This window comes from Aquabacter albus, from assembly GCF_040049275.1.
Classification (GTDB): domain Bacteria; phylum Pseudomonadota; class Alphaproteobacteria; order Rhizobiales; family Xanthobacteraceae; genus Aquabacter.
The window spans coordinates 71105-86762 of sequence record NZ_JBDZDT010000013.1 but is presented as its reverse complement, the minus strand read 5'-3'; the positions used below and the strand labels follow the sequence as shown (position 1 = coordinate 86762).

Sequence of the window (15658 nt, the reverse complement as noted above, 5' to 3'; positions counted from 1 at the left end):
ATCACGCTCGCAAAATCCACCGCACCGACCACGCCCCCGCGCGCCCGCCCTCAATCTCGCCTTCGGCCCAGATCACCGCCCCCTCCGGCATCGACAGACCGCCCACCTCGTCCGCCCCCAGATTGGCCCTGAGGGACAGAACGGGTGTCTTGCCGTCGAACCAGTCCACTTCCATCCCCGCCTTGCCCGCAGTCCGGAAAGTCCCGCCCCGTCTGACAGTGCCCGCCAGCGGCCAGATGTGCTCGCGCCGCACCCGCAGCACCGCGCGGTACCAGGCGAGCCAGTCCTTCTTGTCCTCGTCCTCCCGTGCCGCCCAGTCGAGCTTGGCGGAGAGGAAGGTGGTCTCGGCCACCGGGTCGGGAATGCGCGCGCGCACCGCCGGATCGGCAAAGGCGGGGAAGCGGGCGAACTCGGCGCGGCGGCCTTCGCGCACGGCGTTGGCGAGGTCGCCGGTGAAGCCGCAGAAGAAGGGAAAGGGCTGCGCGCTCGCCCATTCCTCGCCCATGAACAGCATGGGTACCTGAGGTGAGAGCAGATAGATCGCCGCTGCCGCCCGCACCGCCTCGCGCGGCGCCAAAGCGGTGATGCGCTCGCCGAAGGCGCGGTTGCCCACCTGGTCGTGGTTCTGGAGGAAGGCGACGAAGGCGGTGGGCGGCAGCGTGCCGCTCGGCTCTCCGCGCGGAGCGCCGCGATAGGCCATCACCTCGCCCTGGAAGGCGAAGCCCTCCGCGAGGGCGCGGGCCAGAAGGCCGGGATCGGCGCGGTAGTCGGCATAATAGCCGTCCCCCTCCCCCGTCACCGCCACATGCAGGCCGTGATGGACATCATCGTTCCACTGCGCCGTGAAGCCACCGCGGGCGCCGGGGACGAGCCGGCGCGCGTCGTTCTCCTCATTCTCCAGCACCAGATGGACGTGCCGGTCGGGATGGGCGTCGCGCACGCGGCGGGACAGTTCGGACAGGAGATCCTCCGCGCTGTCGTCATGGATGGCGTGCACCGCGTCGAGGCGCAGGCCGTCCATATGGAATTCCTCGATCCAATAGAGCGCGTTGTGGATCATGAAATCGCGCACCGCCCGGCTGCCCGGTCCGTCATAATTGATGGCGGCGCCCCAGGGGGTCTCGTATCGGTCGGTGAAGAAGGAGGGCGCATAGGCGCCGAGATAATTCCCCTCCGGGCCGAAGTGGTTGTAGACCACGTCCAGCAGCACCATGAGCCCGCGCCTGTGGGCGGCATCCACCAGCGCCTTCAGGTCGTCCGGCGGGCCATAGGATGAATCGGGCGCATAGAGCAGCACGCCGTCATAGCCCCAGTTTCGCGGCCCCGGAAAATCCGCCACGGGCATCAGCTCGATGGCGGTGATGCCCAGCTCCACCAGATCGTCCAGCCGGTCGATGGCGGCCCGGAACGTGCCTTCGGGGGTGAAGGCGCCCACGTGCAATTCGTAGAGGATGGCCTCGTGCCAGGGCCGCCCCCGCCAGTCCGCGTCGTGCCATTGGTAGCGGGCGGGGTCCACCACTTCGGAAGGGCCGTGGCAATCCTCCGGCTGGTAGCGCGAGGCGGGGTCCGGCACGATGAGGCCGTCCTCCAGCTCGAAGCGATAGCGCGTGCCGGCCGGTACCGGAACGAGGGCGCGGTGCCAGCCTTCGGGCAGCGCCTCCATCTCCCTGACAAGGCCGTCCACGTGCAGCTTTACCCGCGACTGCGCCGGCGCGTAGAGGCCGAAGCGCACGCCCTCCGGCGTCATCTGCGCCCCGAACGGCATGGCATGGCGGGAGGCGGGCGCGCGCCCACTCTGACGCAACATCTCAGGTGTCATGAATGCGGCCATCGCCCTGGACAATCCGTGCTGAAACCGAATGCGGCTTCAATCTTCACGGCTTGAACCCGGTGACGGAACGGCCGGTTCCGCCGGTGGCCGGCCCGTATTGCCCCTGAGCTTGGCCATGGCCTATCCTGCCGATCTGGATGCCGGCTAAGAGGTTCGGCCATCCCGCACCTCCAGGATTTTCATGCCGTCTCCCGCATCCGCCGCCGCACCGGCCCACATTCCAGCCGGCACCCGCGTCGCGTGCCTGGACGGCCTGCGCGGCGTCGCGGCCTGCGCGGTGGTGGCGTTTCATTTCTTCTATGCATTCCATCCGGTGCCCTTCGCCAAAGGCCGCGAGGGTTTCGGCCTGTTCGATCTGCCGGTGGCGGTGCTGTGGAACGGCTATTTTGCGGTGGCGGTCTTCTTCGCGCTGAGCGGTTTCGTGCTGGCCGCATCGGCGCCGCGCTCCCTGCGCGAGGCGCCGCTGATGATCGGCCTGCGCTATGTCCGGCTCGCCGTGCCTGCGCTCATCTCCTCCGCCCTCGCCTGGGCGTGGCTCTCCAGCTTCCCCGACGCGGCGCGCGAGGCGCAGGCCATCAGCGGCAGCCCGTGGTTCCGCTGGACCTATCAGGCGCCCATCCCGCCCTTCTCGCAGGCGCTGTGGGAAGGCGGCATCGGCACGTTCCTCGAAGGCACGACCCGCTTCAACAACCCGCTCTGGACCATGCGCGCTGAACTCCTGGGCTCGCTGCTCATCTACGGCTCCTATGCTGTGCTCAAAGGCCGGGTCCGCGCGCCGGTGATGGCGCTGGGCCTGGTGGGTTTCGCCACCGCCGGCCAGTTCTATCTCTGCGCCTTCTGCGGCGGCGCACTGATCTATGAGTTGCGCCACCGCCTGAAAGACAGCCCCGTCATCGGCGCCCTCCTGTGCTTGGCGGGGCTCATCCTGGGCGGAAGCTTTCCCGGCCATGCGGCTGGGCCCGGCCTTTGGGCAACGCTGCAATCCTATCTCGGCGATGACGGCCTTCGGGAGGCGGGCGCCCTCCTCTTCATGGTCGCCATGCTGATCACCCCGCAGGTCCGCCGCGTCTTCGAGCACCCGGTGGCGCAGCGGCTCGGCGAACTGTCCTTTCCCATCTATCTGGTGCATGTCCCGCTCGTCGTCGCCCCGGCCGCCTGGGCGTTCGTGGCCTTCGGCCCGCTCTCACCCCTTGCGCTGGCGGGGCTTTTCGCCCTCGTCTGCCTCGGCACTCTTGCTTTGGCAGTGGTGTTCCTGGTGGTGGTGGAGCGGCCGGTCCTGGCGGTGCTGAAGGCCGTGCGTACCCGCGGGAGGGCGCGGCTCGCGGCTCTTTGAGGTGCCGCAGGGCACGCAAACCCTTGCCCTTCGCCTTCGCGCCTGCGAGAAGGCGCCATCATGATCGTTCTCGACGATATCTCGCTCCGCATTGCGGGGCGCCTGCTTTTGGATCACGCCTCGGTGGCCATCCCCGAGGGTGCGCGCGTGGGCGTGGTCGGGCGCAACGGCGCCGGCAAGACCACCCTGTTCAAAGCCATCATGGGCGAGCTGGAGCTGGAAAGCGGCTCCGTGCGCCTGCCGAACCGCGCCCGCATCGGCCGCGTGGCCCAGGAAGCCCCCGCCGGCCCGGACAGCCTTCTGGAACGCGTGCTGGCGGCGGACGAGGAGCGCGCCGCGCTTCTCGTGGAGCGCGAGACGGTCACCGACCCCATGCGCATCGGCGAGATCGAGATGCGCCTCGTGGACATCGATGCCCATTCGGCCCCCTCCCGCGCCGCCCGCATCCTTGCCGGCCTCGGCTTCGACGAGGCGGCGCAGGCGCGCGCCTGCTCGGAATTCTCCGGCGGCTGGCGCATGCGCGTCGCGCTCGCGGCCCTGCTCTTCACCGAGCCGGACCTCCTGATGCTGGACGAGCCCACGAACTATCTCGACCTCGAAGGCACGCTCTGGCTTCAGGACTACCTCGCGAACTATCCGCGCACGGTCATCCTCATCAGCCATGACCGCGACCTCCTGGACACGTCCGTCGACCACATCCTGCATTTCTTCAACGGCAAGCTCGCCATCTATCGCGGCGGCTTCACCTCGTTCGACCGGCAGCGCCGCGAGAAGCTTCTGCTGGACCAGAAGCACCGCAAGAAGCAGGAAGCCCAGCGCGCCCACATGGAAGCCTTCGTGGCCCGCTTCCGCGCGAGCGCGACGAAGGCGAAGCAGGCGCAGTCCCGCATCAAGGCGCTGGCCAGGCTGGAGCCCATCACGCCCGAGGTGGGCGAGCACAGCGCCTCCATCTCCATCCGCCATCCGGAGAAGCTGCTCTCCCCGCCCATCGTGGTGCTGGACCGGGTGGATGTGGGCTATGTGGAAGACAAGCCGATCCTCAGGAACCTCGATCTGCGCATCGACGAGGACGACCGCATCGCGCTGCTCGGCCCCAACGGCAACGGCAAATCCACCTTCGCCAAGCTGCTGGCCGACCGGCTGAAGCCGCAGCGCGGCAACGTCGTGCGCGCCGACAAGCTGGAAGTCGCCTATCTCGCCCAGCACCAATTGGACGAGCTGGTGCCCGGCGACAGCCCCGCCCAGCATGTGCGCAAGCTGATGCCCGACGCCCCCGAGGCGAAGGTGCGCGCACGGGCGGCGGAGATGGGCTTTTCCGGCCAGTCGGCGGATACCAAGGTCTCATCCCTCTCGGGCGGCGAGAAGGCGCGCCTGCTGCTCGGCCTTGCGGCCTTCAACGGCCCGCATCTGCTGATCCTCGACGAGCCGACCAACCATCTCGACATCCAGTCGCGCGAGGCGCTGATCACCGGCATCAACGACTTTCCCGGCGCCGTCATCCTGGTCTCGCACGACCGGCATCTGCTGGAAGCCTGCGTGGACCGGCTGTGGATGGTGGGCGGCGGCACGGTGAAGCCCTATGACGGCGACCTCGACCAGTATCGCCGCGAGGTGCTGAGCCGTTCGGGCAGCATGACCGGCGACGGCCGCAAGGACACCGAGAGCCGGAAGGACGAGCGCGCCGCGCTCGATCCGCACCGCAAGCGGCTGATGGAGATCGAAGCGCAGGTTGCGAAGCTGGAGAAGGACATCGCCGCCATCGACAAGCGCCTCGCCGACCCGAAGATCGCCAAGTTCCCCGCCGACGGCGCCCGCCTGAACAAGCAGCGCGACGAGGCGGTGGAAACGCTGGCCCGGCTGGAAGAGGAGTGGCTGGAGGCGAGCAGCGCGGTGGAAGCGGCGGGGTAGGCCAGGCTCAGTCGCCTTTGAGAATGCCTTCCAGGAAGCGTCCTCCATAGAAGATGCCCAGAATCTCGACCTCTTTGCGGCTGACGCGGTAGGCGATCGAAACCCGGCGCTCGAAGGTCAGGACCCGAATGCCGGGGCCGACCTCCGGCCGCAAAGGTGCGCGCTCGGGCAAATCGGCCAAGTGCTCGCATTGCGCCTGGATGCGCCTGATATAGCCAATGGCAATATCAGGCGAGCCGGTGTGATCGAGAATATAAGTGTAGAGCTGCTGAAGGGACTCTTCGGCGCGCGGTCGAAAAACGACCTTATGCGTCACGCTTCGACGCTTTCAAATCCTGCTGATAGCGCTGTTCCAGCTTGGCGAACACATCTTCGCCGGCAAGGCTCGGCCGGGGATCCTCGACCGCCCGGCGAACCTCTTCCCGCATGATGGCATCAAGGGCGGCGTGCTCACGCTCAAGCGCACGGACCGCCGCCCGCAGCACCTCGCTCGTCGAAGCATAGCGACCCGCAGCCTTGAGCGCGTCAACGCGCTCCTGCATGTCCCCGAGGGTGATGCTGATCGGCCTGCTGGTGCGCATACACCCAATCCTCCTCAGTTCGTCCCAGCGTACGCTGTACGACACTGTCATACAAGAATTGAGACGACACTAGAGCCAATCGACCTTCAGAAGTAAGCAGATTCACCGCCTTTCCTGCCGTCGTGGCCGGGCTTGTCCCGGCCATCCACGGGGCTCCGCCGGATGCGGACTTAAAGGAGAGACGTGGATGCCGGGTGCAAGCCCGGCCACGACGGCGCTTTGTGCCATAGCTCCCAAGAGTGAATGTCGATTGGCCCTAACCCAGCGCCACCACCACCCCCTCATTCGCCCTGAGCCCGATCTCCCCGGAGATTCGCTCCCCTTCGCGGTCGCAGAAGGTCGAGAGCAAAATCTCTCCCTTGAACTCCGTCCCGCTCGCCGCCAGCGGCTCGTCGCCGAGATTAAGCGCGACGAGGATGCGCTCCTCACCGTCTTCGCGCACATAGAGCAGCAGGTCGCCTTCCGCTGCTACGGGTGTGTAAGTGCCCAGTGCCAGGGCCGGATGGTGCCGCCGCAGCGACAGCAGATGCCGGTGCAGGGTCAGCATGGAATCCGCTTTGCCCTGTTCGGCCGCCACATTCACCTCGGTGAAGTCCGGCGCCAGAGGCAGCCAGGGCTCCACATGGGAGAAGCCGGCGAAGGGGCTCTCATCCCATTGCATGGGCGTGCGCACGCCGTCGCGGCCAAGACCGAGGCCGGGCACGTTCTTCTCGTAGGGGTCCTGGATGCGCTCCGGTGGGACATCCACCTGCGCCATGCCGATCTCGTCGCCATAATAGAGCGTCGGTGTGCCGCGCAGGGTCAATAGAAGCATGGCTGCGACGCGCGCCTGATCGGGGCCGACCCGCCTGGAAATCCGAGGACGGTCGTGGTTTCCCAGCACCCAATTGGGCCAGCCGCCCAAGGGAAGGGCCGCCTCATAGGCGGCGATGAGGGCTTCGATAGAGCGGGCGTTCCAGGCGGCCTCCAGCAGAGCGAAGTTGAAGGGCAGATGCGCGCCGTCGAGGTTGGTGCCGTAATAGGCGACAAGCCGTTCCAGCGGCAGGTAGATTTCCCCGATCAGCAGACGCTCGGGGAATTCATCCACGGTGCGCCGGAGCCCCGCCACCACCTCCTGCACCTCGGCAAGGTCCGTGGTGTGGATCGGCAGGAGCCGGTAGTAGGGGTTCGCGCCCGGCAGATAATCCGGGTTTTCGGGATTGTCCCGGAACTCCGGATCCTTGAGCATGTGCCAGATCACATCCACCCGGAAGCCGTCCACGCCCCGCTTCATCCAGAAGCGCATGACGTCGAACATGGCCTTCGCCACCTCCGGATTGCGCCAGTTCAGGTCCGGCTGCCGGTCGAGGAAGGCGTGGTAGTAGTATTGGCCCGTGGCCTCATCCAGGGCCCAGGCGCTGCCGCCGAATTCCGAGAGCCAATTGTTGGGCGGCCCGCCATCGGCGGCGGGATCGCGCCAGATATACCAGTCGCGTTTGGGATTGGTCCTGGATTTGCGCGCCTCCCTGAACCAGGGATGCGCGTCCGAGGTGTGGTTGGGGACGAGGTCCACCAGCACCTTCAGGCCCTTCTCGTGGGCCGCATCCACCAGCGCGTCGAAGTCGGACAATGTGCCGAAGATGGGATCGACGTTCACATAATCGGCCACGTCATAACCGAAATCGGCCATGGGCGAGGGATAGAAGGGCGACAGCCAGAGGGCGTCGATCCCCAGCTCGGCGAGATAGTCGAGCCGCCGGATGACGCCCTGAAGGTCGCCGATGCCGTCGCCGTTCGTGTCCTGAAACGAGCGCGGATAGATCTGGTAGATGACCCCGCTCCGCCACCAGGGAGCCTCATCCGAACGCCGCGCGGGAGGGTGCTGCAAGATGGTTCTCCTCGTTCCTCGCCCCGGGCAGTTTAACAGACGCTTCCATCCACCTGTTCCGCGCGACGCCCGTGAGACAAGAAATGAAGTGGTTTTAGGGAACCGGAAGCTCGGCCACGCGTTGGCCGGTCTGGAGGGGACCTGCCGGCACGTCGCCGGACGGGAGTCTGCCGCTCCGCCATTCCCCGCGGCGAGGACGATGTCGATACTCTGCCACTCCGCAAGCCCCAGCGCATTTCAAGCCGAGCCTTCCCCGCCCGCCCCAATCCGCCTGACGCAGGAGCGTTGACATGGCCGCTCCCATCACCGCCGGTGACGATCCGCTCTGGTACAAGGATGCGGTCATCTACCAGCTCCATGTGAAATCGTTCTTCGATGCCAACAATGACGGGATCGGCGATTTCCCCGGCCTCATCTCCAAGCTGGACTACATCGCCGATCTCGGCGCCACGACCATCTGGCTGCTGCCCTTCTACCCCTCCCCGCGCCGGGACGACGGCTACGACATCGCCCTTTATGAGGGCGTCTCGCCCGATTACGGCACCATGGAGGACGCGCGGCGCTTCATCGAGGCGGCCCACGCGCGCGGCATCCGCGTCATCACCGAGCTGGTGGTCAACCACACGTCCGACCAGCATCCCTGGTTCCAGGCCGCGCGCAACGCGCCGAAGGGCTCGCCCGAGCGCAATTATTACGTGTGGGCCGACGACGACCAGGGCTATCAAGGCACCCGCATCATCTTCCTGGACACCGAGAAGTCCAACTGGACCTACGACCCGGTGGCCGGCCAGTATTTCTGGCACCGCTTCTATTCCCACCAGCCGGACCTCAACTTCGACAATCCGGAGGTGCTGGAGCGCATCCTCTCGGTCATGCGCTTCTGGCTGGACATGGGCGTGGACGGGCTGCGGCTCGACGCCGTGCCCTACCTCATCGAGCGGGAGGGCACGTCCAACGAGAACCTCTCCGAGACCCACGACATCCTGAAGAAGATCAGGGCACATCTGGAGGAGCGCTATACCGGCCGCATGCTGCTGGCCGAGGCCAACATGTGGCCCGAGGACACGCAGCAATATTTCGGCGAGAACGGCGATGAATGCCACATGGCGTTCCACTTCCCGCTGATGCCGCGCATGTACATGGCCATCGCCAAGGAAGACCGTTTCCCCATCACCGACATCCTGCGCCAGACGCCCGCCATTCCCGACAATTGCCAATGGGCCATCTTCCTGCGCAACCATGACGAGCTGACGCTGGAAATGGTCACCGACGCGGAACGGGACTATCTCTGGACCGTCTATGCCGCAGACCAGCGCGCGCGGCTCAATCTCGGCATCCGCCGCCGCCTCGCCCCGCTTTTGCAGCGCGACCGGCGGCGCATCGAACTGATGAACGCGCTGCTTCTCTCCATGCCCGGGACGCCCGTCATCTATTATGGCGACGAGATCGGCATGGGCGACAACATCCATCTCGGCGACCGGGACGGCGTGCGCACCCCCATGCAATGGTCGCCGGACCGCAATGGCGGCTTCTCGAAGGCGGACCCCGAGCAGCTTGTCCTGCCGCCCATCCAGGACCCGCTCTACGGCTATTACGCGCTGAACGTGGAAGCGCAGTTGCGCGATCCGCATTCGCTCCTGAACTGGACGCGGCGGGTGCTCGCCATCCGCAAGCGCCACCCCTCCATGGGGCGCGGCACGTTCCGGCTCCTCTATCCCGGCAATCGCAGGATCCTCGCCTATCTGCGCTGCTATGAGGATGAGACCATCCTGTGCGTGGCGAACCTCTCCCAGACACTCCAGGCGGTGGAGCTGGACCTCTCCGAGTTCGACCAGCGCGTGCCGGTGGAGATGGGCGGGGGCACGCCCTTCCCGCCGGTGGGCCGCCTGCCCTACCTTCTCACCGTCCCGCCCTATGGCTTTTACGCCTTCAACCTTTCCAGCCAGATGGCGGAGCCCTCCTGGCATTCCCCACCGCCCGAGCAGCTGCCCGAATTCGAGACGCTAGTGCTGCGCGGCGGCCTTGCGGACGTGGTCTCCGAGCGCCATCGCCCGGCGCTCGAGCGCGAGGCGCTTCCCGCTTATGTGCGCCGGCGGCGCTGGTTCGCCTCACGCAACGAGCAGGTGAAGGGCGTGCGCCTCTCATGGGCCATGCCGCTGCCCCGCGCCGGCAACAACGTGTTCCTGGCCGAGATCGCGGTGGATACGCAAAGCGGGACCGAACGCTATGTCATGCCCCTCGCCATCGCCTGGGAGGACCTGCAGCCCTCTGCCCTTTCGGTACAGCTGGCCCTGACCCGGGTGCGCCAGGGGCGCCGCGTCGGCTACCTCACCGACGCGCTGACGCTGGATTCCATGCCCCATGCGGTGGTGCGCGCATTGCGCTCGGGGGTGGCGCTGCCGCTGCCGGATGGCGGCGACCTGCGCTTCGTCTCCACCAGCCGGCTGGCGGACGTGGAAATCCCGCACGACGCGCCGATCCACCGCATCGGTGCGGAGGAGGCCAGCTCCACCATCGTCATCGAGGAGTGCGCCACCTTCAAGGTGATCCGCCGCACCCTGTTCGGAACACACCCCGAGTCCGAGATGGTGCGCTACCTCACCGAGCAGAACTATGCCAACACGGCGCCGCTCCTTGGCGAAGTGGTGCGCTTCGACCCGGCCGGCCATCCCGCCGTGATGGCCGTGCTGCTCGGCTATGTCCGCAACCAGGGCGATGCCTGGAACTGGACCATCGACCAGCTCCGGCGTGCGCTCACCGCCTCCGGCCAGGGCGGCGCCGATATCGAGCACACCTTCGAGGAGCAATTGTCCGGCCTCGCCCCCTTCATGCGGGCGGTGGGGCGGCGGCTCGCGGAATTCCACACGGTGCTGGCGCGCCCCACCGACAACGCCGCCTTCAGCCCGGAGGTGGCCGGCAAAGAACGCGTCGCCGACTGGACCGGCGCGGTGGTCGAGGGGCTGGAGCGCGCCTTCGCGGTGCTGGAGGCGGACCGGCAATGGTCGTCGGAGGATGCGCGGCTTGAAGCGCAGTGCATCCTCGCGGTGCGCGCGGACCTCATTGCGGCCGTCGCCAGAATGGCGGCGGCGGGCGACGGGGCCATGCTCACCCGCATCCATGGCGACTTCCATTTCGGCCAGGTGATGGTGGCGGGCGGCGACGCCTATATCGTCAATTTCGACGGGCACCCCCACACCGCCACCGAAGACCGGCGCAGGAAGGACAGCCCCTGGCGCGACGTGGCGGGGCTGGTGCGTTCCATCGATGCCGCGGCGGCCCAGGTGGACTTCTCCGGCAACGAGATCCATGGGCTCGCCTCCACCCGGCAGCGCCGGATGCTGATGGAGCAGTTCAAGAACCGGTCCCTGCGCGCCTTCCTCTCCGGTTACGTGGAGGGCGGCGCCAGCACCACCGCCCCCGACCGTCCGCTCATGGACCTGTTCCTTCTGGAATTGATCGCCGGGCAGATCTCGGCCGAGGCCGAGGCGCGCCCCGTGGCGCTCGAATATGCCGTGCGCAGCCTCCACGCGCTGGCGGTGAAGCATGCGGGCGCGCAGGACGTGCAGACCGAGCTGGAGCTTGAGGAGGCGCCGGCATGAGGGGGCGGCCTCACCATGCGCAATCCGCTCCCTCTCCCGCTTGCGGGGGAGGGTTGGGGAGGGGGCACGTCAAGCAGAGCCGTGTTCGCCACCTCCATCATCGCACCCTTTCCCCCTCCCTAGCCCTCCCCCGCAAGCGGGAGAGGGAATTAGCGGCCAACCAACAGGGAGGCTCTGATGGGCGCCGTTGACCGAGCCCTTGCCGATCCCGGCCTCGATGCCGCAAGCATCCGCCTCCTTGTGGAAGGACGCCATGGCGACCCCTTCTCCGTGCTCGGCCCCCATGCGCTGAAGGGCGATATCGCACTGCGCACCTTCCAGCCCGGCGCGGAGAGCGTCGCCGCCATCGATCCCTCGGGCGACATCATCGCGCGGCTCGACCGCATCCACCCGTCCGGCCTGTTCGCCGGCCGGCTGAACAGCACGCGCACGCCTGACTACCGGCTTCGCATCACATGGCCCGGCGGCGCGGTGCAGGAGACGGAAGACCCTTACGCCTTCCCCCCGCTCCTGGGCGGTCTCGACCTGCATCTGCTGGGCGAGGGCACCCATCTCAATCTTGCCGACGCGCTGGGCTCCCACGTGATGGAGGCGGACGGCGTCTCCGGCGTACGCTTCGCCGTCTGGGCGCCCAATGCGCGGCGCGTCTCGGTGGTGGGCGACTTCAACAATTGGGACGGGCGGCGCCACGCCATGCGGCTGCATCCGGGCGCGGGCGTGTGGGAGATCTTCGTGCCGCGCCTCCCCGCCGGTGCGCGCTACAAATACGAGATCCTCTCCAACGATGGGCGCATCCAGCCACTGAAGGCCGACCCGGTGGCCCGCGCCACGGAACTGCCCCCGGCCACCGCCTCGATCGTGCCGGATCCCGCCCCGTTCCCATGGAGCGACGATCTCTGGATGGCCGAGCGCGGCGTCCGCCAGAGCGCGGATGCCGCCCTTTCCATCTATGAGGTCCATGCCGGCTCCTGGACGCACATGGACGGCTGGCGCGACCCCAATTGGGACGAACTGGCGGACCGGCTGATCCCTTATGTGACCGGGCTCGGCTTCACCCATATCGAGCTTCTGCCCATCATGGAGCACCCGTTCGGCGGCTCCTGGGGCTACCAGCCCCTCGGCCTGTTCGCGCCCACCGCACGCTACGGATCGCCGAAGGACTTCGCCCGCTTCGTGGATCGCTGCCATGCCGCCCAGCTCGGCGTCATCCTCGACTGGGTGCCGGCCCACTTTCCCAATGACACGCACGGTCTCGCGCAGTTCGACGGCACGGCCCTCTACGAGCATGCGGACCCGCGCGAGGGGTTCCACCACGACTGGAACACGCTGATCTACAATTTCGGGCGCCTCGAGGTGTCGCAATTCCTCGTCGCCAGCGCGCTGGAATGGCTGCGGCGCTATCACGTGGACGGGCTCCGCGTGGATGCGGTCGCCTCCATGCTCTATCGCGACTATTCCCGCAAAGCTGGCGAATGGGTGCCCAACATCCATGGCGGACGCGAGAATCTCGAAGCCGTCGCCTTCGTTCGGCGCCTCACCCAGACGGTGGCCCACGAAGCACCTGGCGCCATGGTCATCGCCGAGGAATCCACCGCATGGCCGGGCGTCACCGCGCCGGTGGCCGATGGCGGGCTCGGCTTCTCCTTCAAGTGGAACATGGGGTGGATGCACGACACCCTGGACTATGTGGGCAAGGACCCCATCCACCGCCGCCACCACCATGACGAGATGACCTTCGGGCTGGTCTATGCCTTCTCGGAAAAATACGTGCTGCCCATCTCCCATGACGAGGTGGTGCACGGAAAAGGCTCGCTCTATGGCCGCATGCCGGGCGATCCCTGGCAGAAGATGGCGAACCTGCGCGCCTATCTCGGCTTCATGTGGGGGCACCCGGGCAAGAAGCTGCTGTTCCAGGGCTGCGAGATCGCCCAGGTCACCGAATGGGACCATGATGGCGAGCTGCCCTGGGCGCTCCTGGAAGACCCGTCCCATCGCGGCATCCAGTCTTTGGTGCGCGACCTCAACGCCATCTATCGCCGCGAGCCGGCGCTGCACATGCGCGATGCGAGCCCCGAGGGCTTCCGCTGGATCATCGGCGATGACCGCGCCAATTCCGTCTTCGCCTTCTTCCGGCTGGGCGGCGGCCCGCCGGTTCTGGTCATCTGCAACATGACGCCGGTGCCGCGCCACGATTATCGCGCGGGCGTGCCGGAAGGCGGCTTCTGGGAGGAACTGGTCAATACGGACGCTGCCACCTATGGCGGCGCCGGCCTCGGCAATGGGGGACGCGTCGAGGCGCGGGCGGAACCGAGCCACGGGATGGAACATTCCCTTTCGCTCACGCTTCCGCCTCTCGCCACCCTGTTCCTCCGGCCGAGGTCCTCCGCATGACGCTGCCACCGCTGCCGGACAAGCTGGAGACGGGAAGCCCCTATCCCCTCGGCGCGACACCGGACGGGCTCGGCACCAATTTCGCGGTCTTCTCAGCCAATGCGGAGAAGATCGATCTGTGCCTGTTCGACCCGCGCGGGCGGCGCGAGGTGGCGCGGCTGCCCTTGCCGGAATGCACCGACGAGGTGTGGCACGGCTATTTGCCCGGCGCGTTCGACGGGCTGATCTACGGCTACCGCGCCCACGGCCCCTACGACCCCGCGCGCGGGCACCGCTTCAATCCGGCGAAACTCCTCATCGATCCCTATGCGCGCCAGCTCACCGGCGCACTGCGCTGGTCGGACACGCTGTTCGGTTACCGCATGCATGGCGGGCGCGGCGATCTCACCACGGACCGCCGCGACAGCGCCCCCGCCATGCCGAAGGGCGTCGTGGTCTCCAATTGGGCGGAATGGGGCGATGACCGCATGCCCGAGACGCCCTGGGCGGACACCATCGTCTATGAGGCCCATGTGCGCGGCCTCTCCATGCGCCGGCAGGATGTGCGGCCCCACGAGCGCGGCACGTTCGCGGCGCTCGCCCATCCCCGCTTCATCGACCATCTGCTGCGCATCGGCGTGACCGCGGTGGAGCTGATGCCGGTGCATGCCTTCCTCCAGGACCATTTCCTGGTGGAGCGGGGGCTGCGCAATTACTGGGGCTATTCCACCCTCTCCTTCTTCGCGCCGGAGCCGAGCTATCTCTCCACCGGCTCCCTCCAGGAGATGCGCGCCGCCGTGCGGCGGCTGCATGCGGCGGGGATCGAGGTGATCCTCGACGTGGTCTACAACCACACCTGCGAGGGCAACGAGCTGGGGCCGACCTTCTCCTTCAAGGGGTTGGACAATGCCAGCTATTACCGCCTCGTGCCGGGCGACGAGCGCTACTACATCAACGACACCGGCACCGGGAACACACTGAACCTCTCCCATCCCCGCGTGCTGCAGATGGTGATGGATTCGCTGCGCTACTGGGTCGAGGCGTTCCATATCGATGGCTTCCGCTTCGATCTCGGCGTCACGCTGGGCCGCGAGGGCACGGGGTTCGATCCCGGTTCCGGCTTCTTCGACGTGATCCGCCAGGACCCCGTCCTCTCCCGCTGCAAGCTCATCGCGGAGCCGTGGGACATCGGCCCGGACGGCTACCAGCTCGGCCGCCTGCCGCCGGGCTTCTCCGAATGGAACGACCGCTTCCGCGACGGTGCGCGGCGCTTCTGGAAGCGCGATCCCGGCATGCGCGGCGAGATCGCCGTGCGCCTCTCCGGCTCCGCGGATGCGTTCGACCGGCGCTTCCGCAAGCCGTGGGCCTCCATCAACTATGCCGCCTCCCATGACGGCTTCACCCTTCAGGACGTGGTCTCCTACAACGAGAAGCACAACGAGGCGAACGGCGAGGACGGCCGCGACGGCCACGACGGGAACTTCAGCTGCAATTGGGGCGTCGAGGGGCCGACCGATGACCCGAACATCCTGGCCCAGCGCGGGCGCATCACCAGGGCCATGCTGGCCACCATGATGTTCGCGCAGGGCACGCCCATGCTGCTGGCGGGCGATGAATTCGGCCGCACCCAGAAGGGCAACAACAACGCCTATTGCCAGGACAACGAGCTCTCCTGGCTCGACTGGGATCTGGCCCGTTCCCCGGAGGGGCGGACGCTGACCGCCTTCGTCGCGCGGCTGACCGAGATCCGCAAGCGCTACGCCATCCTGCGCGCCCCGCGCTTCCTCCACGCGCAAGAGGAATTCGTGCCTGGGCTACGCGACATCGGCTGGTTCGACGAGCACGGCGCCGAGATCCCGCCCGAGGGCTGGCAGCTGGACAGCGCCCACACCCTTGCCCTGCGCCGCGCCGGGCCGACGCCGGCCGGCGGCATCGAGGTGCTGCTGCTCCTCCTCAATGCCTCCGAGCATACAGTGGCCTTCCGCCTGCCCGAACCTGCCCTCACCTGGCGGCTGCTGGTGGACAGCGGCTCCGGCCTTGTCTCCGAGGAGCGCGCCATCACCGGCGAGACCCATCTCGAGCCCTCCAGCGTGCGGCTGCTCGCCGCTTATGTGGACCTGCGCCCGGTGACCCCGCATCTCCATTTCTCCGACCCTCTTCGGTGAGCCT

The 15658-nt window shown here is 67.4% G+C and carries 9 protein-coding genes; 5 read left to right on the top strand and 4 right to left on the bottom strand.

All coding sequences use genetic code 11. The features are described 5' to 3' along the window. Window position 1: 1 nt before the first annotated feature. Complete coding sequence (treZ, locus tag ABLE91_RS26615; protein ID WP_348935576.1) at window positions 2–1807, bottom strand: malto-oligosyltrehalose trehalohydrolase; 1806 nt, start codon at window positions 1805–1807, stop codon at window positions 2–4. A gap of 205 nt (window positions 1808–2012) precedes the next feature. Here treZ and ABLE91_RS26610 point away from each other — a divergent pair, with 205 nt between their 5' ends. Together ABLE91_RS26610 and ABLE91_RS26605 are read left to right on the top strand one after the other, a co-directional pair. Continuing rightward, window positions 2013–3164, top strand: a complete 1152-nt coding sequence (locus ABLE91_RS26610; RefSeq protein WP_348935575.1) for an acyltransferase family protein — start codon at window positions 2013–2015, stop codon at window positions 3162–3164. 60 nt (window positions 3165–3224) lie between these two features. After that, on the top strand, window positions 3225–5072 hold the full coding sequence (locus ABLE91_RS26605; protein ID WP_348935574.1) for an ABC-F family ATP-binding cassette domain-containing protein: 1848 nt from the start codon (window positions 3225–3227) through the stop codon (window positions 5070–5072). A gap of 7 nt (window positions 5073–5079) precedes the next feature. Here the strand turns inward: ABLE91_RS26605 and ABLE91_RS26600 are convergent, their stop codons facing one another. From ABLE91_RS26600 to ABLE91_RS26590, 3 genes are all read right to left on the bottom strand, one after another. Further along, window positions 5080–5388, bottom strand: coding sequence for a type II toxin-antitoxin system RelE/ParE family toxin (locus tag ABLE91_RS26600; protein WP_348935573.1), 309 nt, complete (start codon window positions 5386–5388; stop codon window positions 5080–5082). Further along, window positions 5378–5653 carry a ribbon-helix-helix domain-containing protein gene (locus tag ABLE91_RS26595; protein ID WP_348935572.1) on the bottom strand — a complete coding sequence of 92 codons (276 nt, stop codon included), beginning with the start codon at window positions 5651–5653 and terminating at the stop codon, window positions 5378–5380. The genes ABLE91_RS26600 and ABLE91_RS26595 overlap by 11 nt, the downstream gene beginning before the upstream one ends. 256 nt (window positions 5654–5909) lie before the next feature. After that, a complete protein-coding gene (locus ABLE91_RS26590) occupies window positions 5910–7520 on the bottom strand; it encodes an alpha-amylase family glycosyl hydrolase (protein ID WP_348935571.1) in 1611 nt (536 codons plus the stop codon). 290 nt (window positions 7521–7810) lie between these two features. On the opposite strand from ABLE91_RS26590, the gene treS reads away from it, so the two are divergent. From treS to glgX, 3 genes are all read left to right on the top strand, one after another. Continuing rightward, entirely contained in the window at window positions 7811–11119 is a 3309-nt protein-coding gene (treS, locus tag ABLE91_RS26585) for a maltose alpha-D-glucosyltransferase (protein WP_348935570.1), read from the top strand. Window positions 11120–11296: 177 nt separating this feature from the next. Further along, window positions 11297–13510, top strand: coding sequence for a 1,4-alpha-glucan branching protein GlgB (gene glgB, locus ABLE91_RS26580; RefSeq protein WP_348935569.1), 2214 nt, complete (start codon window positions 11297–11299; stop codon window positions 13508–13510). Then, window positions 13507–15654 carry a glycogen debranching protein GlgX gene (gene glgX, locus ABLE91_RS26575; RefSeq protein WP_348935568.1) on the top strand — a complete coding sequence of 716 codons (2148 nt, stop codon included), beginning with the start codon at window positions 13507–13509 and terminating at the stop codon, window positions 15652–15654. The genes glgB and glgX overlap by 4 nt, the downstream gene beginning before the upstream one ends. Window positions 15655–15658 lie beyond the last annotated feature (4 nt).

Coding starts and splice junctions, on each gene's coding strand:
- treZ (WP_348935576.1), bottom strand. CDS start 1,807: ATGTTGCGTCAGAGTGGGCGCGCGCCCGCCTCCCGCCATGCCATGCCG.
- ABLE91_RS26610 (WP_348935575.1), top strand. CDS start 2,013: ATGCCGTCTCCCGCATCCGCCGCCGCACCGGCCCACATTCCAGCCGGC.
- ABLE91_RS26605 (WP_348935574.1), top strand. CDS start 3,225: ATGATCGTTCTCGACGATATCTCGCTCCGCATTGCGGGGCGCCTGCTT.
- ABLE91_RS26595 (WP_348935572.1), bottom strand. CDS start 5,653: ATGCGCACCAGCAGGCCGATCAGCATCACCCTCGGGGACATGCAGGAG.
- treS (WP_348935570.1), top strand. CDS start 7,811: ATGGCCGCTCCCATCACCGCCGGTGACGATCCGCTCTGGTACAAGGAT.
- glgB (WP_348935569.1), top strand. CDS start 11,297: ATGGGCGCCGTTGACCGAGCCCTTGCCGATCCCGGCCTCGATGCCGCA.
- glgX (WP_348935568.1), top strand. CDS start 13,507: ATGACGCTGCCACCGCTGCCGGACAAGCTGGAGACGGGAAGCCCCTAT.